The sequence below is a fragment of the Nocardioides soli genome, from assembly GCF_014191495.1.
Classification (GTDB): Bacteria; Actinomycetota; Actinomycetes; order Propionibacteriales; family Nocardioidaceae; genus Nocardioides; species Nocardioides soli.
Window position 1 is genome coordinate 1,057,956 of record NZ_JACHWR010000001.1, and the last position, 21,445, is coordinate 1,079,400.

Below are 21,445 nucleotides of genomic sequence, written 5' to 3' on the forward strand. Positions count from 1 at the left end.
CGTCAGTCGGTGGGGCGGGCGCTCAGGCCGGCGAAGAGGTCGGTCTCGAACCCGTGGGGGCCGAGCTCGCCGCGCTCCCCCTTGGCGATCCGGAAGAACTCGACGCCCATCGCCTCGGCGCCCACGTTGTTGGACAGCGCGAAGAACGGGCCGTCGGTGGTGATCTGGGTGGCGTGGGCGCGCAGCGCGGCCATCTTCTGGTCGAGGTACGCCGTGGCGTCGATCGCGGCCGCCAGGTTGTCGTCGGAGGTCGCGAAGCGCGGCAGCGGCCCGTCGGGGTCCATGCCCTCGAAGGTCGTGGTGTCCCCGGCCTCGCGCAGCGCCCGCAGGCCGGCCCGCAGGCGGCTCTCGGACATCGCGCCCCAGTAGATCCTGGGGATGTCCCAGGACTCCCCGAGGTCCTTGCGGTACGACGGCACCGCGGCCAGCTGCGCGGCGTACATCGCGACCCGGTGGGCCTGGATGTGGTCGGGGTGACCGTAGCCGCCGAACTCGTCGTAGGTGACCAGGACCTGGGGGCGCACCTCGCGGACGATCGTGACGAGGTGGTCGGCCGCCTCGGTGAGGTCGGCGTTCCAGAAGGCATTGGGGTGCTTCGCGATCACCTCGGGGTCGCCGATCGCGTGGCCGTCGGGGTGCCAGGCCATGCCGGAGTCGCGGTAGGTGCCGAAGCCCCCGAGGAAGCGGTGGTCGGTGACCCCCAGCGCGGCCATCGCGTCGGCCAGCTCACCGCGGCGGTGCTCGCCGAGCGTGTCGTCGCGGTCGGCGGCGAGGTGCTCGAGCTCGGGCACCAGGATCTCGCCCATCTCGCCGGCGGTGCAGGTCACCAGGGTGACCTGGCGACCCTCGGCGACGTACTTCGCCATCGTCGCGCCCTGGCCGATCGACTCGTCGTCGGGGTGGGCGTGCACGAGGAGGAGGCGCTGGTCATTCATGGCATCGATCCTAGGGAGGGGTGGGGACACCACCCCTAACCACCGGAGGGGCGCTTGATCTTCCGCGGCTCGGTCGGCAGCTCGAGCGGCGCACGGGGCGCCCCGGTCTCGTCGGCGTCCAGCCAGCCGTCGAACTGGTCGACCAGCAGGTCGAGCTCGGGCTCCGGCGCGTCGGTCAGCACCGCCCAGGGGTGGTCCTCGTCGTCGTCCTCGCCGGCGAGCCGCTCCCGCTCGGCGGTCGCGGTGTACCCCGCCGCGACGAGCCGGGCGACCACGGCCCGGGCGTCGTCCTCCTCGAAGAAGATCCCGCGCACGCGGTCATCCTCTCCCGTCGGCGGCCAGGAGCGCACGCAGGTGCGGCAGGAACGGCCGGTCGGGCTCGAGCCAGTCGACCGTCTCCAGCTCGCCGGCCGCCAGCCAGCGGATCTCGTCGTGCTCGACCGGGTCGGGGTCGACGTCGGCGGCGGTCGAGACCAGTGCCACCCGCAGCACGTGTCGCTCACCGATCGCGACCTCGCCGGGCAGCCAGCCGGTGACGGCGACCGCGCAGCCGAGCTCCTCGCGGATCTCGCGGACCACCGCGGCCTCGGGGCTCTCCCCCGCTTCGACCTTGCCGCCCGGGAACTCCCAGCGCCCGGCCGTCTCGGGCGGCGTCGTACGCCGCGCGGCCAGCACCCGTCGGCCTCGGACGATCGCTGCTCCCACGACTGCGGTCATGCTCGGACGCTACCGTTCGCGACGTGCACCTGACCCGCACCGACGACCTCGACGGCGAGATCGGGTCGCTCGCCGCGCGGCACGGCGGACGGGTCGGACTGACGCCGGTGCTGACCGGCCTCGACCGCCGGCTCCACCGGTCCTGGGCACCCGGCCTCGACGTACGCCGCGCGTGGGCATGGGACCGGCACGACCAGGCGGACCGGCGCTGGTGGCCGCAGGGCGTCTCGGTCGCGACCGGTGGCCGCTACCTGGCGGTGACGTGGTACGCGAAGGACGGGGGCTCGCGGGTGTCCTTCGTCGACCTGCGCCGGCGTCGCTACGGCCACGTGCCGCTCGTGCTGCCGACGCCGGAGGGTCACGAGCCGTTGCGCATCCACGCCGGCGGGCTCGCGTGGTCCGACCGCCGCCTGTACGTCGCGGCCACCCGGACGGGCCTGTGGGCCTGCGACCTCGACGACATCGTGGGCACCCGCGAGGGCTACCTGCTGCCGGCGCGGCACCGGTTGGCGCCGTCGGCGGACTTCCGGTTCTCGTTCGTCGCGCCGGACGGCGGGTCGCGGCTGCTCGCCGGTGAGTACGGCGGCGCGGGGCAGCCCCACCGGCTGCTGTCGCTGCCGACGGACGGCGGGCCGGCGGAGGTCACCGAGCACGGTGTCGTCCGCGCCCAGGGCGTCGTGCGCACCGGCGATCGGCTGCACCTGACGGCCTCGCACGGCACCCGGGGCCTGGGCTCGCTGTGGACCGGCGCGGCGGGATCGCTCCGGGAGCGGCGGCTCGCCCTGCCGATGGGGGTCGAGGACCTCGCCTACGACCCGGCCCGGGGCCGACTGTGGACGGTCACCGAGCACCCGTGGCGGCGCTGGATCGTGATGGCCCGGGTGCCGGGTGGGGCGGCCGCACGGTAGCCGACTTCTCGATGGCGGAGAGGTGGTTTCGAGGCTCGGGCCTGACGGCCCTCGCACCTCAACCACCGTGGCACGACGACGGTGGTTGAGGTGCGAAGGCGCGCCAACGCCTGAGCCTCGAAACCCGCAAGCCGACAAGCTGCCGTCACCACCGACGTGGCGGTACGACGACGGTGGTTGAGGAGGTTGCGCTAGCAACCGTCTCGAAACCACCCGGCGCCACGCACGACGCGACGACAGATCAGCCGACGGGGCGGGGCTGCCGGGCGAGCTGGCGACTCTGCGCGACCAGCCGGCCGGCGGAGTCCCAGACCTCGCAGTCCTCCTCGAACATCCCGCCGGCGAGGTTGCGGGTCGCATGGCGCACCTTGAGCCAGCCGGGGGCCGGCTTGGCGCGCACGTGGGCGGTCAGCTCGAGCGTCGGCGCCCAGCCCATCATCCCGAGGTCGAAGGTCACCGGCGGCAGCGCGTCGACGACCATCAGCAGCGAGATCGGGTCGGGCTCGCGGCCGTCGGCGAGCCGGAACCACGCCGCGATCTCGCCCCGTCCGCTCGGCTGACCGACCGCCCAGCCGACGTGGTCGGGGTGGAAGCGCATGTCGAAGCGGCCCATCATCGGCGCCAGGTCGAGGATCTCCTGGGGTGCGAACGTGTTCGCGACGCACGCATCGGGCGGGGGCAGCACCGGCTCCTCGGCCGTCGTGCGCACGTCGTCGCCGAGCCGGTCGAGGTCGCCGTACGTCGCCAGCGCGGCGATCCGGGTCTCCTCGCCCTGCGCTCCCGCCTGGCGCAGCTCGGCCGACGCGGTCGCGACCGTGCCGCCCTCCCGCCGCACGTCGACGGCCACGGTCGCCGGTCCGGGGGTCGCAGCCGAGAGGTAGTACGCCGAGACCGCGAGCGGGTCCGGCTTCTTCGGGAAGGTCTCGCGCAGCGCGGTGCCGATCAGCGCGAGCAGGTAGCCCCCGTTGACGCCGCCGCCGACGACCCAGCCGCGGTCGAGATCGGCGGCGTACCTCCCGTCCGCATCGTCACCGGCGGACCGGACGGCCGTATGGGCATCGAACTCGAACGTCACGCTCGCGAGCCTAGACAACGCGTCGTACGGAAGGATGGGGCCCATGACGCGACGTCGGCCACACTGGGTCTACGACGCCGGGGAGGAGCCCGACCCGCGGTTCACCCTGGCCAACGAACGCACCTTCCTCGCCTGGGTGCGCACCGCGTTGGCGATGCTGGCGGGCGGCGTCGCCCTGCACGCGCTGGGCCTGCCCGACAACGACGGGGTCCGCGGCCTGCTCGCCGTGGCGCTGGTGCTGCTGGGTGCGCTGGTCACCGTGCTCGCGATGGTCCGGTGGGCGCGGGTCGAGCGGTCGATGCGCACCCGCACCCCCCTGCCCGCGTTCAATCTCGGCATCCTGATCACCGGGACCGTCCTCGTCGGCGCCGTCCTCCTGGCGTTCGCGCTCGCGTGACCCCCCGCCTGCAGGTCGCCGCCCTGGCGGTCGGCGCCGGCCTCTGCGTCGTGCCGTTCGCCGGACGCACCCTCTCCCCGGACGAGGGTGGCCTGCTGCTGCTCGCCTCCCAGTGGTCGCCGGGGACCTCGCTCTACGGCGACTACTTCGTCGACCGGCCACCCGGGCTGGTCGCCCTTGCCGCGCTCGCCGACGCCGCGGGCGGCGGCTGGGCGCTGCGCGCCCTCGGCGTCCTCGCGGTCGTGGCCACCGTGCTGCTCAGTGGTGTCGTCGGCCGGCTCGCAGCGCCCACCCGCCGCTCGGCTCCGGTGCTCGCGGCCGCCACCGCGGCGCTGCTCACCACAACACCCCTCTTCGGGGGGACCGTCGTCAACGGCGAGCTGCTCGGCCTGCCGTTCCTGCTGGGCGGGATCGCCGCGGCGCTCCGTTCCGTCGGGGTGTCGTCGGGGCGCGCCGCGCTGTGGTGGGGCGTCGCCGCCGGCGCCGCCGGCGCCGGCGGGGCGCTGGTCAAGCAGAGCCTGTTGGACGTCTTCGTGTTCGCCGCCGTGCTCGTCCTGGTCGCGCGCCGGGGGCGCCCGGCGCTCGGCGTCGCGGCGGGCGCGGTCGCCGCCGTCGCCGTGGCCCTGTGGGCGGCGTGGGCCCGCGGCACCGACCCCGGTGCGCTGTGGGAGGCCGTGGTGGTCTTCCGCCAGGAGGCCGCCGCCGTCATCGCGGCGTCGGCCACCGACTCGACCACCCGGCGGCTGGGCGGGCTGTTCCTGGCGCTGCTCGCAACGGGGGTGCCGGTGCTCGGCGTCGTGCTGGGTCGGCGCCTGCGCCGACCGGTCGAGACGGCGGGGATGCCGGACCTGCGCTGGCCGGCGCTCGCGACCCTCGCCTGGGAGCTCGCCGTCGTGCTGCTCGGCGGCAGCTACTGGCTGCACTACCTGATGGGCCTGGTGCCCGGCCTGGTGCTGCTGACGGCCGCCGCGTGCCAGCGACCGCTCCCGGGCCGGCGTGCCCTCGCCGCGGCGTACGCCGTGATGACGGTGTCGACCGCGGCCGCGCTCGTCTGGGTGCTCTGCTGGCCGATCGAGCGTCCGGAGCGACCGGCGGTCGACTGGCTCGCCGATCACGTGACCGGCGGCGACACGGCGGTGGTGGCGTTCGGCGCGCCCAACATCCTCGAGGAGGTCGGACTGCACAGCCCGTACTCCGACCTGTGGAGCCTCCCGGTGCGCGTGCACGACCCCGAGCTGGCCGACCTGACCGCGCTGCTCCGCAGCGACGACCGCCCGACCTGGGTCATCGTGGCCGGCCGGTCACTCGGATCGTGGGGCATCGACGCCACCGTCGCCGACCGGGTGCTGGCCGACCACTACGCTCTGCAGGCCACCACCGGCGACTGGACGATCTACCGCGAGGACGACGAGTGACCCGAAGGACCGCGATGGCGGCGTACGCCGTCGTCCTCCTGGCCTGGTGCTGGCTCGTCGGGATCCCCAACGACCCCGCGGGCGTGATCGTCTGGATCTGGCTCGGCACGCTCGCCTGGCAGATCGAGGACGCCGACCGCGACCCGTGGCGCTTCTGGCGGGACTGGTGGAAGCCGCTGCTCCTGCTGGTCGTCTACTGGCTGGTGCGGGGCCTGGCCGACGAGATCGGCATCCCACCCCACTACTCCATGCCGGTGCGCTTCGACGAGTGGCTCTTCGGCGGCGCCGTGCCGACCGTGTGGCTGCAGGACGCCTGGTGCGGCGACCCGTGCCTGAAGTCGCTCCCACCGCGCTGGTGGGACGTCGCCTTCACGAGCGTCTACGCCTCGCACTTCCTGGTCGCGCTGACGCTGGCCGGCGTGCTGTGGGTGCGCAACCGCGACGAGTGGGTGCGCTGGCTGCGGCGCTACATCACGCTGCTGCTCGCCGGACTCACGATCTACATCGCCTACCCGATGGCGCCACCGTGGATGGCCGCACGGGACGGCTACCTCGACGAGGTGCATCGGATCACCAGCCGCGGCTGGTCGGAGATCGACCTGCACCGCCAGACGATGGTCATGTGGGGCATGGGCAACAAGGTCGCCGCGATGCCCTCGCTGCATGCCGGGATCGCCTTCCTGGTCGCGTTCTGGTTCGTCTCCCGGCTCCGGAGCCGCTGGCGGTGGCTGGTGCTGCTCTACCCGCTGGCGATGTCGCTGGCGCTCGTCTACTTCGCGGAGCACTACGTCGTCGACACCATCGCCGGTGCGGCCCTGGCGGTGCTGGTGATGGTCGCCGTCGGTCGCTGGGAGCTACGCCGCGCGGCGTAGCCGGCGCCGACCGGGGTTTCGGCTGCTGACAGCCACGACCCGCGCGACGCGCCGTGGTGCCTCGGCGTGTCGTGCGGGTTTCGGCTGCTGACAGCCGAAACCCGCACGGTCGTCGAGCCCAGACCCGCTCAACCACGGGGAAATAGCGACAGTCATCGTCGCCAACGGACGGTCCGATGAGTTCTCGCACGGCCGGCGGTCGAACTAGGGGAAATCCCCGATGCCACTGTCCCCACCCACTGGAAGAGTCGTCCCATGCACCGTCAGATCGCCGGCCGACTGACCGGCCCCGTGACCAAGTGGCTCGTGCTGCTGTTCTGGCTCGTCGCCCTGGGCGTCTTCGGCTCCCTGTCCGCCAAGCTGGTCGACGTCCAGAACAACGAGGCGTCCTCCTGGCTGCCGGCGAGCGCCGAGTCGACCGAGGTGTCCGAGGAGCTGTCGAGCACGGTCGACCCCAACAACATCCCGACGCTCGTCGTCTACTACAAGCCCTCCGGCCTCACCGATGCCGACCGGACCGAGATCACCCGGCAGGCCCAGGAGCTCGGCAACATCGACGGCGTCGTCGAGGGCACGGTCCTCACCCCCGAGCAGGCCGCGGAACAGGGGTTCGGCGGCTACTCGGAGGACGGCCAGGTGGCGGTGACGTCGCTGACCTTCAACTTCGGCGCCAACGGCTGGAACGACATCCCCGACGCCGCGGCCTCGATCCGCGACATCGCCCAGCTCGACGGGGCCGAGGTGCACCTGGCGGGGTACGGCGGCCAGGCGGCCGACGCCGCGGAGGTCTTCGAGGGCGTCGACACGACCCTGATCCTCGGCGCGCTCACGGTGGTCGTGATCATCCTGCTGTTCACCTACCGCAGCCCGCTGCTGTGGATCCTCCCGATCTTCAGCGTCGTGGTCGCCTACAGCGTGTCGGGCGGCGTCGTCTACCTGCTCGCCAAGTACGCCGACCTCACCGTCAACGGCCAGAGTCAGGCGATCCTCGGCATCCTGGTGATCGGCGCCGGCACCGACTACGCGCTGCTCCTCGTCGCCCGATATCGCGAGGAGCTGCGCCGCCACGACAACCGCCACGAGGCGATGGCGTTCGCCCTGCACCGCGCGGCGCCGGCGATCCTCGCCAGCGCGGCCACGGTGGCCGCCGGCATGCTCTGCCTGCTGCTCGCCGACCTCAACTCCACCGCCGGTCTGGGCCCGGTCAACGCCATCGGCATCGGCGTGACCTTCCTCGTCATGGTCACCCTGCTGCCGGCGCTGCTGGTCATCTTCGGGCGCTGGATCTTCTGGCCGAAGCGCCCGGCGTTCGGGTCCCCCGAGCCCAACACGACCGGCTTCTGGGCCAAGGTCGGCCGGGCCATCGCGCCGCGGCCGCGCCGGGTCTGGGTGATCACCACCGGTGTACTCCTCATCGCCTGCCTCGGCGTCCTCAAGATCGACGCGGGCGGCATGTCGACCGAGGACGCCTACACCAAGGAGTTCGACGCCATCAAGGGTCAGCAGGTGCTCGCCGCACACGGCCTGGTCGACAACTCGAACACCATCCAGGTGATCGCCAACTCCGACCGGATCGATGCGGTCGCCGCGTCGCTCGACGGCGTCGACGGGCTCGGCGAGCCCACGCCCGCCCAGCCGATCTCCGACACCCGCAGCTACTTCGAGGCACCGATCGACGCGGACATCTCCTCGCCGACGGCGTACGGCATCGTCGAGTCCAGCCGCGCCAGTGCGCACGGCGTGGCGGGCGCCGACGCACTGGTCGGCGGCGGCTCGGCGTTCTACCTCGACACCAAGGTGGCGTCGAACCGCGACAACAAGGTGATCATCCCGACGGTGCTCCTCGTGGTGCTGCTGATCCTGATCTTCCTGCTCCGGGCGCTCGCGGCGCCGTTGATCCTGATCGGCACCGTGATCCTGTCCTTCGGCGCCGCGATGGGCCTGTCGGCCCTGGTCTTCGACTACGCCATGCCGTTGGTCACCGACCATTGGCCCGACGGCGTGCAGGTCGATCCGGGGTTCCCGCTGTTCGCGTTCGTGTTCCTCGTCGCCCTGGGCATCGACTACAACATCTTCCTGATGACCCGGGTGCGCGAGGAGACCGCGCAGCACGGCACCCGCAAGGGCTCGCTGGTCGCGCTCAGCTCCACCGGCGGGGTGATCACCTCGGCCGGCATCGTGCTCGCCGCGACGTTCCTGGTGCTCGGCTCGATCCCGTTCGTCTTCCTCGCCGAGCTCGGCGTGGCGGTTGCGCTGGGCGTGCTGCTCGACACCCTGATCGTGCGGTCGGTGCTGGTCACCGCGATCAACCTCGATCTCGGCGGCAAGATCTGGTGGCCGAGCGCGCTGGACCGCAAGCCGCCGGTCGTGCCGCCCGACGCGGCCCAGCAGGAGGAGCCGGAGGCGGTCCGGGCCTGAGGAGGCGCAGGGTCCGGTCAGGACCGACGCGCGGCGCCCCAGGCGACGCCGAGCTCGAACAGCGACCCGACGCGGAAGTGGTCCATGGCCTCGGAGATACGGCGGCGCCCGGTGCGCTCGGAGATGCCGAGCGCCCGCGAGGCCGCCTCGAGGGTGGCGCCGCTGTCCATCAGCGTCAGCAGCTGGTCCCACCCCGACTCCGGGGAGCGGGCCGCGACCGCACGCTCCCAGAGCCGCTCGAAGATCCAGCCGGCCATCCCCGCGACGGCCCGACTGCGGACGGCGATGACCGAGGTCGGCCAGGCCTCACCCCACACGAGCGGTAGCGCGACCGTCTCCTCGTCGGTGATCCAGAACCAGCCGGGTGGACGGTCCAGAAGCCGCAACTGCAACCCGCCGTCCAGCTCCTCGGTCACCCGCTGCTGGGCGTCCGGGTGGATGGCGTCGCTGATCGACGCGATCACCCGGATCCGGCTGTCCGTCCCACGCCCGGCCTGGTGCCAGACAGCCTGCATGACGGGGTCGGCGACGTAGAGCCGCGACGCGTCGGGCAGCACCACATCGGTACGCCGTGCCGGCCGCCGCCCCTGGCGGACGTGCCAGAGGTCGACGACGGCCTCGGGACCGTGGAAGACCTCGACGTCGAGGTGCTGGCTCCCGCCACCGCCGGTGTCCCAGTCCCGGGCCAGCGCGGGCAGCTGGCCGACCACCTCCGCCAGGTCGGCCAGGTGCCGGAGCATCTCGGCGCCCAGGTCGCCGGCGCGCCGGCGTACCACGTCGGCGATGACCTCCTCGGGGGCCGTGTAGCCGACCCGGTCGCCGCGGACCTCCACGAAGCGCTCGGCCTCGAGCCAGGCCAGGTCGCGCCGGACCTCGTCCTCGTCACGCACGGCGAGGCCCGCCAGCTCGGCCACGGTCTCCGCCCGCGAGCGCAGACCCACCCCGAGGAGCTCGAGGGCGGTCGACTCGGGCGAGCGGGGCGCGGGCTCGGGACGCACCGGGTGATCGTCGCACGCCTCAGCCAAGCAATCCGATGCGGACCCGGTGTGTCCGCTACCGGTCATGTCCGGGATCGGCCAGTCCGATAACTGCCATGGCCGATTCCGGACACACCTGCGGCACCGATCTGGCGACAAGATCCGTGGGCGCCTCGACCCCGGGGCCTGACGGAGGGAACACGATGGACACACCCCGGCCTCGGACGCTCCGAGCCGCACGACTCACCGCCGGCCTGGCCGCGGCGGCGCTCGGCGCCGGCAGCCTCGCCGGCCTGGCCGTCCCGGCGCACGCCGCGGACACCACCGGCTTCCCGCGCACGCTGACGTTCGAGCCGTCGAAGCTGATCGCGACCGCCGACGCGGTCTACGCGGTCGGCTTCGAGGAGGCCGACGACGCCACCGAGAGTCACGGGTACGTCCAGAAGGTCGGCTCGGGGGACCCCGTCGACCTCGGCGAGGGCACCACGGTCGCCGACGCGGCCCTCACCGATGACGGCAACCTGCTCGTCGTGGGCACGGTCAGCGACGGCGACGGCACCGACTCGGCGACCTGGTCGATCGACACCGCAGACCTGGGCCAGCCCGGTCCCGCACCGGAACCGACGCTGGCACCGTCGGGCGACCGCGTCTCGCTCGTCGACGTCGACTCCGCCGGGCCGTACACGGTCGGCAACGACGGCGCCGGCCAGCTGCGGATCTGGCAGGAGGACGACGCGGTCGCGGTGGTCGCCGACGCCGCCGAGGCGACGGCCACGGCGTCCACGGGCGCGGTCGGGCAGCGGACCTGGTACCTGGCCGGAAGCGCGTGGGATCCCGTCACCACTGCCACCCTGTGGGCCGTCACCGAAGAGGGCGAGGACCCCGATCCGGTGCTCCTCGGTGCCGCGGGCGACGACCCCGACCAGTACGTGCAGTCGATGGCGGTGGACCCGGCCACCGACATCGCCTACGTGCTGACGCTGCGTGACAACGAGGACGGGCCGCAGACCTACGGCCTCAACGTCGTCACCGCCGGCGAGGACACCTACGTCCCGCTCGACTACGCCACCGCACTGGCCCTGTCGCCGGACGGCGACACCGTCTACCTCAGCACGGGCTACGACATCGTCGCGCTCGACGCCGACGACGTCGCGTCGTACGCCGAGGGCTCCGACGTCCCCTCGGTCTACCTCGACTCCGACGACACCCTGACCGAGCTCGCGACCGACCCGGCGGGGAACGTCTTCGCCGCCGGCGGCAACGACGTCTTCGCGGTGGCCGTCCCGGAGGCACCGACCGCCCTCGCGGCCGCGCCGGACCCGATGTCCACGGAGGGCGTCACCGCCTCGTGGGACGAGGGCAAGTACGCCTGGCAGCTGGAGGACGCCGGCGGGGCGCCGGCTCGGTACCGGTACGAGATCCGGAGCGCCGACGACGAGGTCGTCGACTCCGGCACGACCAACGACCAGATCGTCTCGGTCAGTGGCCTGCAGCCGGGCACGACCTACGACGTCCGGGTCGCGAGCACCAACGGCCTCCTCGACAGCCCCTGGGTCGAGCAGCAGGTCACGACGCACGACCGCTACCTGAGCGCCCCGTCGGCCCTCGCCGTCCAGGGCAGCCTGACCGTGGGCAGCACGCTCAGTTTCGCCGCCACCGGCGCGTGGGAGGCCGGCACCGACGTCACCTACGAGTGGTACGGCGCCACCGAGAGCATGGGCGGTCAGATCGCCACCGGCCCCACACTCACCCTGACCGCCGAGCACCTCGGCCTGACCATCACCGGCGTCGCGACCGGCACCAAGGCGGGTGCGGCCGGCGTCGCGCTCGTCGCTCGCGCGAGCGGCACGGTCGCGAACCCGGCCCAGCCGCCGATCACGGCCCCGGTGACTCCGCCCGCTCCGAAGGTCCTCGCCGCGGCGACTCCGAAGATCTCCGGCACGGCCCGGGTCGGCGAGACCCTGGTCGCCAAGCCCGGAAAGTGGACCGCTGGCGCGAAGCTGAGCTACCAGTGGGAGGCCGCCGGCAAGCCGATCAAGGGCGCCGACGGCCGCAAGCTCACGCTGACCAAGGCGCTCAAGGGTAAGCGGATCGGCGTCACCGTGACCGGCAGCCTGACGGGCTACGCGACGGAGTCGCGGACCAGCAAGGAGACCGCGAAGGTCGGCGGCGCCGCCAAGGCCGGGGCCAAGCCCGGCAAGGGCAAGGGCGGCAAGGGCGGCAAGGGCGGCAAGCCCGGCAAGGGCAAGGGCGGCAAGCCCGGGAAGGGCGGCAAGGGCCACCGCTGACCGCGAGACACACCTCCGTGCGCCGGCCCGATCGAGGGGGCGGGCCGGCGCACGGAGGTGACCGACAGGCGGCCGCCGTCCGCAGGAGAGGGGCGGCTGGTTAGCCTGTCAGAGTGAGCGAGCGGCCCACCCCCCAGCAGGTACGTCGTGCGTTGGCCCGTGCGGAGCGCGGTGCGGCCTTGGATGTCGCGGAGGCCACCGCGCTGTTGGCCGTGTCCGGTGTGGAGCTCGACCGGTTGAGTGCGGCGGCCGCGAAGGTCCGCGACGCGGGCCTGGTCGCGGCCGGCCGTGTGGTGGGTGGGCGCGGGGTGGTGACGTATTCGCCGAAGGTGTTCATCCCGGTCACGAAGTTGTGTCGGGACCGATGTCACTACTGCACGTTCGTGGAGACGCCTGGTCAGGCCGCGCGCGAGGGTCGTGCGCCGTACCTGTCGCCCGACGAGATCCTGGAGATCGCCTCGCAGGGCGCGGCGATGGGGTGTCTCGAGGCGCTGTTCACCCTGGGCGACCGGCCCGAGGAGCGGTGGCCCGAGGCGCGGGCGTGGCTCGACGAGCAGGGCTACGACTCCACGCTCGCCTACGTGCGCGCGATGGCGGTGCGGGTGCTGGAGGAGACCGGGCTGCTGCCGCACCTGAATCCCGGGGTGATGTCGTGGGAGGAGCTGAACCGGCTCAAGCCGGTGTCCCCGTCGATGGGGATGATGCTGGAGACCACCTCGCGGCGCCTGTTCGAGACCAAGGGAGAGGCCCACTATGGCTCTCCCGACAAGGATCCCGAGGTCCGGATGCGGGTCCTCGAGGACGCGGGCCGGCTGTCGATCCCGTTCACCACCGGGCTGCTGGTCGGGATCGGGGAGACGCTCGAGGAACGGGCCGAGACGATCTTCGCGCTGCGTCAGGTCTCACGGGCGTACGGGTCGGTGCAGGAGGTCATCGTCCAGAACTTCCGGGCCAAGCCCGACACCGCGATGCGGCACGCCGACGACCTCGGTCTCGACGAGTACCGTGCCGCGATCGCGGTCACCCGGATCGTGCTCGGCCCCAAGGCCCGGATCCAGGCGCCGCCCAACCTGGTGGATCTGGCCGAGTGCCGGGCCCTGCTGGACGCGGGCGTCGACGACTGGGGCGGCGTCAGCCCGCTGACGCCCGACCACGTGAACCCCGAGCGGCCCTGGCCCTCGCTGGAGCGGCTGCGGTCGATCACCGCTGAGTGCGGCTTCGAGCTCGCGGCTCGGCTGACCGTGCACCCCGAGTACGTCCGCGCCGGCGAGCCGTGGCTGGACCCCCGCGTCTCCGGCCACGTCGCCGCGCTCGCCGCCGACGACGGCCTCGCGCGCCCCGGCGTACGGCCCGTCGGGATGTCCTGGCAGGAGCCCGACGGCGGCTTCGCCTCGGTGGGCCGCACCGACCTCTTCGAGGCCGTCGACAGCGAGGGACGGTCCGAGGACCGGCGCTCGGACTTCGCGAACGTGTACGGCGACTGGGACTCGGTGAAGGCCGCGGCGTCACGCACCGGTGGTTTCGAGACGGTTGCCAGCGAGCACACGGTGGTCGGGGAAGGCGCGCTAGCGCCTGTCTCGAAACCACCGTCGGGGGCGCTCGCAGCCCTCAGGGCCGCCGAGGCCGACCCGGGCAACCTCTCCGACGAGCACGCCCTGACCCTGATGACCGCGGAGGGCGACCTGCTGCGGCAGGTGTGCCGGCTGGCCGACGACCTGCGCCGCGAGACCGTCGGCGATGACGTGACCTACGTCGTCAACCGCAACATCAACTTCACCAACGTCTGCTACGTCGGCTGCCGGTTCTGCGCGTTCGCCCAGCGGCGCACCGATGCCGATGCCTACTCACTCTCCCTCGACGAGGTCGCCGACCGCGCCCAGGAGGCCTGGGACCTCGGCGCGACCGAGGTCTGCATGCAGGGCGGGATCGACCCCGAGCTGCCCGCCACGGCGTACTTCGACCTGGTCACCGCGGTCAAGCAGCGGGTGCCGCAGATGCACGTGCACGCGTTCTCCCCGATGGAGATCGTCAACGGCACCGCCCGCACCGGCCTGTCGATCGAGGACTTCCTGATCAAGGCCCGCGAGGCCGGCCTCGGCTCGCTGCCGGGCACCGCCGCGGAGATCCTCGACGACGAGGTCCGCTGGGTCCTCACCAAGGGCAAGCTGCCCACCCGCACCTGGATCGAGATCGTCTCCACCGCCCACCGCGTCGGCATCCCGACCACCTCGACGATGATGTACGGCCACGTCGACCACCCCCGCCACTGGGTCGGCCACCTCCGCGTCCTGGCCCGCATCCAGGACTCCGCACTGGAAGCCGGGAGCACCGGCTTCACCGAGTTCGTGCCACTCCCCTTCGTGCACACCAGCGCACCGATCTACCTCGCCGGCGTCGCCCGCCCCGGCCCCACCATGCGCGACAACCTCGCCGTCCACGCCATGGCCCGGATCATGCTCCACGGCCGGATCCACAACATCCAGACCTCCTGGGTCAAGCTCGGCATCGACGGCACCCAAGCCATGCTCCAAGCCGGCGCCAACGACCTCGGCGGCACCCTCATGGAAGAGACCATCTCCCGAATGGCCGGCTCCGAACACGGCTCCGCCAAGACCGTGGCCGAACTCGTCGAGATCGGCGCCGGCATCAACCGACCCGTCCGCGAACGCACCACGACCTACGACCTCCGCTGAGCGCGTTCCGGCCAGCACACCCGCAGCCCCGGGCAGGGTTGGTCCGGTCGGAGCCACCGTTTCCCCGGCTGCCCGGGGAAACGGTGGCGACACGCCGCAGGCTGCGGTGGTGGTCAGGGAGAGCGAGCGGGACACGCCGGTGCGGATCGGCGTGTCGCGCTCGCCTTCCCTGACCGCCTCATCGGGCCTCGATGGGTGAGCCGGCTCCGTCGGTGTCCGGGTCGGTGGTGGGCCGGCGGGACCGACCCCCCGGAGACCTCGGGCCCAGCCTCGGGCTCGGCTCCTGGCTCTCAGGCCAGCACCGCTCGGACCTCCCGCTCGATCTCCAGGTCCTCGCGGGCGGTGACCACCAGGGTGGAGGCGGTGGCGCCGGAGGCGGAGACGTCGGCATCGCCGGAGACCTCCGGGTTCAGCAGCTCGTCGATGCCGAGGCCGAGGAAGCCCAGCCGGTCGACGGCCGCGCGGCGTACGTCGGGGCTGTGCTCCCCCACGCCGCCGGTGAACACCAGCGCGTCGACCCCGCCGGTCGCCGCGGCCATCGCGCCGATCTCGCGCACCAGCCGGTGCACGTAGACCGCCAGGCCCGCCACCGCCTCCGTCGAGCCCGACCCGATCGCGGCGGTCACCTCGCGGAGGTCACCCGAGGTGCCGGTGAGCCCGAGCAGGCCCGACTCGCGGTCGAGGACCCGCTCCAGCTCATCGGGCGTGACCCCGCGCGACTGGAGCAGGTGCAGCATCAGGCCGGGGTCGACGGAGCCCGACCGGGTCTGCATCACCAGGCCCTCCATCGGGGTCATGCCCATCGTGGTGTCCACCGACCGGCCGCCGCGCACCGCGCAGAGCGAGGCGCCGCCCCCGAGGTGGCAGGTCACGATCCGCAGCTCCTCCAGCGGCCGCCGCAGGAGCTCGGCGGCCCGCCGCGCGGCGTACGAGTGCGAGAGCCCGTGGAAGCCGTAACGGCGCAGTCCCCAGCGCTCGCGCCACTCCCGCGGCAGCGCGTACGTCGTGGCGGCCGCGGGCATCGTGGCGTGGAAGGCGGTGTCGAAGCAGGCGACGACCGGCACGCCGGGGTGCCGCTCGACCAGGTCGCGGGCGGCCTCCAGGGCCGGCGGGTTGTGCAGCGGCGCCAGCCCCGAGACCTGCTCGAGCTCGTCGAGCACCGCCGCCGTGACCAGGACGGCGGAGGTGCGCGACCCGCCGTGCACGAAGCGCACGCCGATGGCGTCATACGGCCCGCCGTCGTCGTGGGCCTCCCGGCCGTCGTCGAGCAGGGAGATCTTGAGGCTGCTGGAGCCGGGGTTCACGACCAGCGTGCGCACCTCAGCGGCCCGTCCACTCCCAGTCACGGATCTCGGGCAGGTCCTCACCGGCGGACCGGACGTACTGCCGGTGCCGGATCAGCGCGTCCTTGAGGCGCTCCCGCGCCGCCCCGGAGGTGGCGTGCAGCCGCGGCACGCGGTCGATGACGTCCATCGCCAGGTGGAAGCGGTCGATCTCGTTGAGCACGGTCATGTCGAACGGCGTAGTGGTGGTGCCCTCCTCCTTGTAGCCGCGCACGTGGATGTTCTCGTGGTTGGTGCGGCGGTAGGTCAGCCGGTGGATCAGCCACGGATAGCCGTGGTAGGCGAAGATCACCGGCTTGTCGCGGGTGAAGAGCGCGTCGAAGTCGGCGTCCGACAGGCCGTGCGAGTGCTCCCGCTCCGGCTGCAGCCGCATCAGGTCGACGACGTTGACGACCCGGATCCGCAAGGAGGGCAGCTCCTCGCGGAGCAGCTGCACCGCGGCGAGCGTCTCCATCGTCGGCACGTCGCCGGCGCAGGCCATCACGACGTCGGGCTCCCCCTCGGCGTCGTTGGACGCCCACTCCCAGATGCCGGCGCCCTTGGTGCAATGCACGATCGCGTCGTCCATGGAGAGGTACTGGCGGGCCGGCTGCTTGCCGGCGACGATGACGTTCACATAGTGCCGGCTGCGCAGGCAGTGGTCGCCGACGGACAGCAGCGTGTTCGCGTCCGGCGGCAGGTAGACGCGCACCACGCTCGCCTTCTTGTTGACGACGTGGTCGATGAATCCCGGGTCCTGGTGGGAGAACCCGTTGTGGTCCTGGCGCCACACGTGCGAGGTGAGCAGGTAGTTCAGCGAAGCCACGGGGCGCCGCCAGGAGATCCGGCGCGTCGACTCCAGCCACTTCGCGTGCTGGTTGAACATCGAGTCGACGAGGTGGATGAACGCCTCGTAGCACGAGAACAGCCCGTGCCGCCCGGTGAGCAGATAGCCCTCCAGCCAGCCCTGGCAGGTGTGCTCGGAGAGGATCTCCATGATCCGCCCGTCGGGGGCGAGGTGGTCGTCGTACTCGCGGATCTCGGCATTCCAGGTGCGGTCGGTGACCTCCATGACGTCCTGGAGCCGGTTGGAGCTGTTCTCGTCGGGCGAGAAGAGCCGGAAGGTGTCGAGGTTCTGGGCCATCACGTCGCGCAGGAAGCCGCCCAGCACGCGGGTGGCCTCCGCCGAGCCGGTGCCGGGCCGGTCGACCTCGACGGCGTAGTCGCGGAAGTCGGGCATCCTGAGGTCGCGCAGCAGCACCCCGCCGTTGGTGTGCGGCGATGCGCTCATCCGCAGGTCGCCCTCGGGGTGCAGCTCGGCGATGTCGACGGCCGGCGCGCCGGCCTCGTCGAAGAGCTCCTCGGGCCGGTAGCCACGCAGCCACTCCTCGAGCACCTTGCGGTGCGCCTTGTCGGTGCGCGCGTTGGCGAAGGGCACCTGGTGGGAGCGCCAGTAGCCCTCGACCTTCAGGCCGTCGACCTCCTGGGGTCCGGTCCAGCCCTTCGGGGAGCGCAGCACGATCATCGGCCACGGGCGCCGCGGCGTCGGCTCCGACGAGGCGCGCGCCTCGCCCTGGATGTCGGCGATCTCGTCGAGCGCGTCCCCGAGCGCGCCCGCGAAGTCGGCGTGCATCTGGGCCGGGTCCGACCCCGCAACGACGTACGGCGTGTGCCCGTAGCCGCGCAGCAGCGAGACCAGCTCCTCCTCGGGGATCCGCGCGAGCACGGTCGGGTTGGCGATCTTGTAGCCGTTGAGATGCAGGATCGGCAGCACCGCGCCGTCGCGGCGCGGGTCGACGAACTTGGTGCCGTGCCAGCTGGTCGCGAGCGGCCCGGTCTCCGCCTCGCCGTCACCGACCACCGCGGCCACGACCAGGTCGGGGTTGTCGAACGCCGCGCCGTACGCGTGCGAGAGGGCATAGCCGAGCTCGCCGCCCTCGTGGATCGAGCCCGGCGTCTCGGGGGCGGCGTGGCTGGGGATGCCGCCCGGGAACGAGAACTGCGTGAACAGCCGCTCCAGGCCGCGCTCGTCGAGGCCGACGTTCGGGTAGGTCTCGGTGTAGGTGCCCTCGAGGTACGACGCGGCGACCACGCCCGGGCCGCCGTGGCCGGGACCGGTGATGAAGATCATCGGCTGGTCGCGCTCCATGATCGCGCGGTTGAGGTGGGCGTAGACGAAGTTCAGGCCGGGGGTGGTGCCCCAGTGGCCGAGCAGCCGCGGCTTCACGTGCTCCTCGCGGAGCGGCTCGTGCAGCAGTGGGTTGCCCATCAGGTAGATCTGCCCGACGGAGAGGTAGTTGGCGGCCCGCCACCAGCGGTCCAGCGTCACGAACTCGGGGTCCATGCATCCCACCGTCCTCGGATGCGCCCGCCGGAGGCAAGGGTCCGGGGTCCCGGCGGCCGAATCTCACCTGAACCGGGTGGGCACCATGGCCGGAGTAGCGTGATCTGACCGACCGCGGACCGGCGACGAAGGAGGACCCGTGACCACCAGTCATGGCGACGGCGACCAGGAGCTGTACGGCGACTACAGCGTCGACGACGAGGACCAGCCGGGCAACATCGACGACCTCGGCGACGACGACGTGGACGACGAGCTCGACCGCGGCTACTCCCCACCGGAGCGCTACTCCGTGGGCCAGGGCTACGGCAACACGCCCTGGGAGGAGGAGCACCGCGAGACCATCGACCAGCGGATCGGCCAGGAGGAGCCCGACCCCGACCCGTACGCCGAGACCGACGACGAGTTCGTCGACGACGGCGAGGTCGGCGACGCCCGGGCCGGCCGGCTGGTCGACCCCGACGAGGGCCTCGGCGAGGACCGGGAGAAGGACCTGGTCGGCGACGACGTCGGCATCGACGGAGCGGGCGCGTCCGCCGAGGAGGCGGCCGTGCACATCGTCGAGGACTTCGTCGACGAGGAGTGATCCAGGAGTGCTGTCGGGCTCGACTGGGTAACGCCTCGGTGACACGGAGACTCCGTGTCGAGGGAGGGGAATACCGTGGAGTTCCTGCTGTGGATCCTGGCCGTCATCCTCGTGGTCAGCGGCGTCGTGTCCCTGTTCCGGGGGGCCATCCTGTGGGGCATCGTGCTGATCGTCGTGGGCCTGCTGGTCGGGCCGGGCGGGGTCAGCGTCTTCACGTAGCAGCCCGCGCCGCCGCGACCCGCAGGTCGGCGACGAGAGCGTCGTACGCCGACCTGCGGTCGTCGGCGCGCAGCACTGCCGAGGGGTGCGTGGTGGCGAGCACCCACTCCGGCGGCCGCGCCACCGGGAACGACTCGGGCCAGTCCCGCAGCTGCCCACGGGCCTCGCCGACCTTGAACGACGTGCCGTAGACGGCCTTGCCGGCGGTCCCACCGAGGATGACGACGCCGATCGGGCGCACCAACCGCAGTTCGGCGTCCAGCCACGGGCCGCAGGCCACGACGTGGGCTCGGCTCGGCGACTGATGGATCCGCTGCTTGCCACGGGTCCCGGACCAGCGGAAGTGCTTGACGACGTTGGTCTTGAACACCTCCCTCGGGTCGATGCCGACGTCGGTGAGCGCGTCGTCGAGCACCCGGCCGGCAGGTCCGACGAAGGGCTCCCCCTGCTGGTCCTCGCGATCGCCCGGCTGCTCGCCGAGCAGCAGCAGCGCCGCGTCGCGGCGTCCGTCGCCCATCACGCCCTGGGTGGCGTCTCGATAGAGCTCACAGCCGCGACACTCCTGCACCGCCTCGCGCAGGCTCGTGAGACTCAGCCGGTCGGGCACCCACGCCGCCGCCCCGGGACGCTGCTCGGTCATGACGGTGAGGTACCGCGCCCCGCCCCGTCGTATGCCCGGCCCCGTCGTATGCCCGGTCGGGCCGGCGGGGCCGGCCGCTGCGTGAGTCGACCGGCCCCGCCCCTTCTGCAGGCGAGGTAGCCCCCCACGGCCACCTCGAACCCCACCCGAAAGGGTCGAATTGACGAGAACGTGTTCTAGTTCGGCTCTAGAGTAGCCAGGTGCGCTTCGCGATCAGCACCTCCTTCCAGCCGGTGGACCACCTGGCCCCGATCGCCCGGGCGGCCGACGAGCTCGGCTACCACTCAATCGGGGTGCCGGACCATGTCGTCGACTTCGAGGAGCTGGCGACGCCGTACCCCTACACCCCGGACGGCTCGCGTCGCTGGACCCACGACACCGCCTGGCCCGACCCCTGGGTACTGATCGGCGCGCTCGCCGCCGTCACCACCCGGGTGCGGTTCTTCACCTCCGTCTACGTGCCCGCGATCCGCAGCCCGTTTCAGGTCGCGAAGAGCGTCGGCACCGCCGCGGTGCTCTCCGGCAACCGGGTCAGCCTCGGCGTGGGTATCGGCTGGTGCCGCGAGGAGTTCGAGCTACTGGGACAGGACTTCTCGACCCGCGGCCGGCGCACCGACGAGGCGCTGGCCCTGATGGCGGACCTCTGGCGACCCGGCTGGACGGAGTTCGACGGCGAGTTCCACACCGCGCCGCGGTTGGCGATGGAGCCGACGCCGACCGAGCGGATCCCGATCTTCGTCGGCGGTCTCTCCGACGTCGCGTTCCGCCGGGCCGCGCGCCACGACGGCTGGGTCGGCGACCTCTTCTCGATCGAGCGGGCCGGCGAGATCGCGGGCCGGCTCGCCGCCGCCCGGGCGGAGATCGGCGCTGAGGGCGACTTCTCGGTGATCACCGCGCTGAGCGACGCCTTCCTGCCCGAGCACTTCGAGCGGGCGGAGGCCGCCGGCGTCACCGACTGCTGGACGATGCCGTGGGCCTACTACCACGGGCTCGACGCCACGCTGGAGCAGAAGCTCGAGTCGATGGAGCGGTTCGCCGCCGACGTCCTGGTGCCACTGAACGGCTAGGGCTCGTCTCCCGATCCGGAGCCGTCGCGAGCGGCGTGGACGATGCGCAGGACTTCGATGGTGTCAGGCTCAAGGACCCGATAGAAGACCCCGGAGGGGAAGCGGCGCATCCGGGCCCGGCGTACGCCGGGAAAGCCCTCGACCGGCGGAGCGCCGTTGGGGAACATCTGCATCCGCTCGACCACCCGATCGAGGTCGGCAACGAATCCGTCGGCCAGCTCCTCGGTGATCCGCTCGTAGTGGTCGCGAGCCTCCTCGAGATCCTGGATCGCATGACGCCCGAATCGGAGCGTCACTCGCCCGGCCCCAGCTCCCGCCGCACGTCGATCCACGACCTCGTGGCCGCAGGCTCCTCATGCAGTGCGTCGAGCGCCTCGACCAGCTTGCGGCGCTCGGCATCGGACGGCACGTAGACCGCCTCTCCGAAGTGGGTGCGGAGCGCCTCCTGGATCACCTCGGAGCGCGTTCGGTGCTCGATCGCCCGGGCGCGCTCGACCAGGTCGTACAGCTCCTCCGGCAGCGTCACCGCCACCTTCCTCACTGCCATCGGGGCCTCCTTCGGTATGAAGAAATCA

The 21,445-nt window shown here is 72.4% G+C and carries 20 protein-coding genes; 10 read left to right on the forward strand and 10 right to left on the reverse strand.

All coding sequences use genetic code 11. The features are described 5' to 3' along the window. Nucleotides 1-2: 2 nt before the first annotated feature. The 3 genes from mshB to FHU40_RS05500 are packed head-to-tail and all read right to left on the reverse strand — an operon-like array spanning nucleotide 3 to nucleotide 1,652. On the reverse strand, nucleotides 3-935 hold the full coding sequence (mshB, locus tag FHU40_RS05490; protein WP_183591235.1) for an N-acetyl-1-D-myo-inositol-2-amino-2-deoxy-alpha-D-glucopyranoside deacetylase: 933 nt from the start codon (nucleotides 933-935) through the stop codon (nucleotides 3-5). A gap of 35 nt (nucleotides 936-970) precedes the next feature. Continuing rightward, nucleotides 971-1,249, reverse strand: a complete 279-nt coding sequence (locus FHU40_RS05495) for a hypothetical protein (RefSeq protein ID WP_183591236.1) — start codon at nucleotides 1,247-1,249, stop codon at nucleotides 971-973. Between the two features lie 4 nt (nucleotides 1,250-1,253). Then, nucleotides 1,254-1,652 carry a (deoxy)nucleoside triphosphate pyrophosphohydrolase gene (locus FHU40_RS05500; RefSeq protein ID WP_183591237.1) on the reverse strand — a complete coding sequence of 133 codons (399 nt, stop codon included), beginning with the start codon at nucleotides 1,650-1,652 and terminating at the stop codon, nucleotides 1,254-1,256. Nucleotides 1,653-1,675: 23 nt separating this feature from the next. Between FHU40_RS05500 and FHU40_RS05505 the strand changes: the two genes are divergently transcribed. Beyond that, nucleotides 1,676-2,560 carry an SMP-30/gluconolactonase/LRE family protein gene (locus FHU40_RS05505; RefSeq protein WP_183591238.1) on the forward strand — a complete coding sequence of 295 codons (885 nt, stop codon included), beginning with the start codon at nucleotides 1,676-1,678 and terminating at the stop codon, nucleotides 2,558-2,560. A 241-nt stretch (nucleotides 2,561-2,801) separates the two neighbouring features. Here the strand turns inward: FHU40_RS05505 and FHU40_RS05510 are convergent, their stop codons facing one another. Beyond that, nucleotides 2,802-3,635 (reverse strand): thioesterase family protein, encoded by an 834-nt coding sequence (locus tag FHU40_RS05510; RefSeq protein WP_252275121.1) that lies wholly within the window; start codon nucleotides 3,633-3,635, stop codon nucleotides 2,802-2,804. Nucleotides 3,636-3,678: 43 nt separating this feature from the next. Between FHU40_RS05510 and FHU40_RS05515 the strand changes: the two genes are divergently transcribed. The 4 genes from FHU40_RS05515 (at nucleotide 3,679) to FHU40_RS05530 (ending at nucleotide 8,737) form a co-directional block, all read left to right on the forward strand. After that, nucleotides 3,679-4,032: a YidH family protein gene (locus tag FHU40_RS05515; protein ID WP_246389951.1), complete on the forward strand. Its 354-nt coding sequence runs from the start codon at nucleotides 3,679-3,681 to the stop codon at nucleotides 4,030-4,032. Next, on the forward strand, nucleotides 4,029-5,447 hold the full coding sequence (locus tag FHU40_RS05520; protein WP_183591241.1) for a hypothetical protein: 1,419 nt from the start codon (nucleotides 4,029-4,031) through the stop codon (nucleotides 5,445-5,447). Before FHU40_RS05515 ends, FHU40_RS05520 begins: the two co-directional genes overlap by 4 nt. Next, entirely contained in the window at nucleotides 5,444-6,319 is an 876-nt protein-coding gene (locus tag FHU40_RS05525) for a phosphatase PAP2 family protein (protein WP_183591242.1), read from the forward strand. Before FHU40_RS05520 ends, FHU40_RS05525 begins: the two co-directional genes overlap by 4 nt. Nucleotides 6,320-6,574: 255 nt before the next feature. Then, a complete protein-coding gene (locus FHU40_RS05530; RefSeq protein ID WP_183591243.1) occupies nucleotides 6,575-8,737 on the forward strand; it encodes an MMPL family transporter in 2,163 nt (720 codons plus the stop codon). Nucleotides 8,738-8,754: 17 nt separating this feature from the next. Here FHU40_RS05530 and FHU40_RS05535 read toward each other — a convergent pair whose 3' ends face one another. Continuing rightward, nucleotides 8,755-9,735, reverse strand: a complete 981-nt coding sequence (locus FHU40_RS05535) for a hypothetical protein (RefSeq protein ID WP_183591244.1) — start codon at nucleotides 9,733-9,735, stop codon at nucleotides 8,755-8,757. A gap of 182 nt (nucleotides 9,736-9,917) precedes the next feature. On the opposite strand from FHU40_RS05535, the gene FHU40_RS05540 reads away from it, so the two are divergent. Then, on the forward strand, nucleotides 9,918-12,002 hold the full coding sequence (locus FHU40_RS05540) for a fibronectin type III domain-containing protein (RefSeq protein WP_183591245.1): 2,085 nt from the start codon (nucleotides 9,918-9,920) through the stop codon (nucleotides 12,000-12,002). A gap of 113 nt (nucleotides 12,003-12,115) precedes the next feature. Further along, nucleotides 12,116-14,695 carry a bifunctional FO biosynthesis protein CofGH gene (locus FHU40_RS05545; protein WP_183591246.1) on the forward strand — a complete coding sequence of 860 codons (2,580 nt, stop codon included), beginning with the start codon at nucleotides 12,116-12,118 and terminating at the stop codon, nucleotides 14,693-14,695. Between the two features lie 290 nt (nucleotides 14,696-14,985). On the opposite strand, the gene FHU40_RS05550 is transcribed toward FHU40_RS05545, so the two are convergent. Together FHU40_RS05550 and FHU40_RS05555 are read right to left on the reverse strand one after the other, a co-directional pair. After that, nucleotides 14,986-16,041, reverse strand: a complete 1,056-nt coding sequence (locus FHU40_RS05550; protein WP_343057735.1) for an acetate/propionate family kinase — start codon at nucleotides 16,039-16,041, stop codon at nucleotides 14,986-14,988. Then, nucleotides 16,016-18,361: a phosphoketolase family protein gene (locus tag FHU40_RS05555; RefSeq protein WP_183591247.1), complete on the reverse strand. Its 2,346-nt coding sequence runs from the start codon at nucleotides 18,359-18,361 to the stop codon at nucleotides 16,016-16,018. The genes FHU40_RS05550 and FHU40_RS05555 overlap by 26 nt, the downstream gene beginning before the upstream one ends. Nucleotides 18,362-18,500: 139 nt before the next feature. On the opposite strand from FHU40_RS05555, the gene FHU40_RS05560 reads away from it, so the two are divergent. Next, complete coding sequence (locus tag FHU40_RS05560) at nucleotides 18,501-18,944, forward strand: DUF5709 domain-containing protein (protein WP_183591248.1); 444 nt, start codon at nucleotides 18,501-18,503, stop codon at nucleotides 18,942-18,944. 75 nt (nucleotides 18,945-19,019) lie between these two features. Continuing rightward, the gene (locus tag FHU40_RS05565) at nucleotides 19,020-19,163 is read left to right on the forward strand and encodes a GPGG-motif small membrane protein (RefSeq protein ID WP_183591249.1); all 144 of its coding nucleotides are present in this window, start codon (nucleotides 19,020-19,022) and stop codon (nucleotides 19,161-19,163) included. Here FHU40_RS05565 and FHU40_RS05570 read toward each other — a convergent pair. Then, the gene (locus FHU40_RS05570; RefSeq protein ID WP_183591250.1) at nucleotides 19,156-19,803 is read right to left on the reverse strand and encodes a UdgX family uracil-DNA binding protein; all 648 of its coding nucleotides are present in this window, start codon (nucleotides 19,801-19,803) and stop codon (nucleotides 19,156-19,158) included. The genes FHU40_RS05565 and FHU40_RS05570 overlap by 8 nt on opposite strands. A gap of 200 nt (nucleotides 19,804-20,003) precedes the next feature. Between FHU40_RS05570 and FHU40_RS05575 the strand changes: the two genes are divergently transcribed. Then, on the forward strand, nucleotides 20,004-20,870 hold the full coding sequence (locus FHU40_RS05575) for a TIGR03619 family F420-dependent LLM class oxidoreductase (RefSeq protein ID WP_183591251.1): 867 nt from the start codon (nucleotides 20,004-20,006) through the stop codon (nucleotides 20,868-20,870). Here FHU40_RS05575 and FHU40_RS05580 read toward each other — a convergent pair. Further along, entirely contained in the window at nucleotides 20,867-21,166 is a 300-nt protein-coding gene (locus FHU40_RS05580) for a type II toxin-antitoxin system RelE/ParE family toxin (RefSeq protein WP_183591252.1), read from the reverse strand. The genes FHU40_RS05575 and FHU40_RS05580 overlap by 4 nt on opposite strands. Beyond that, nucleotides 21,163-21,417, reverse strand: a complete 255-nt coding sequence (locus FHU40_RS05585) for a ribbon-helix-helix protein, CopG family (RefSeq protein ID WP_183591253.1) — start codon at nucleotides 21,415-21,417, stop codon at nucleotides 21,163-21,165. Before FHU40_RS05585 ends, FHU40_RS05580 begins: the two co-directional genes overlap by 4 nt. Nucleotides 21,418-21,445 lie beyond the last annotated feature (28 nt).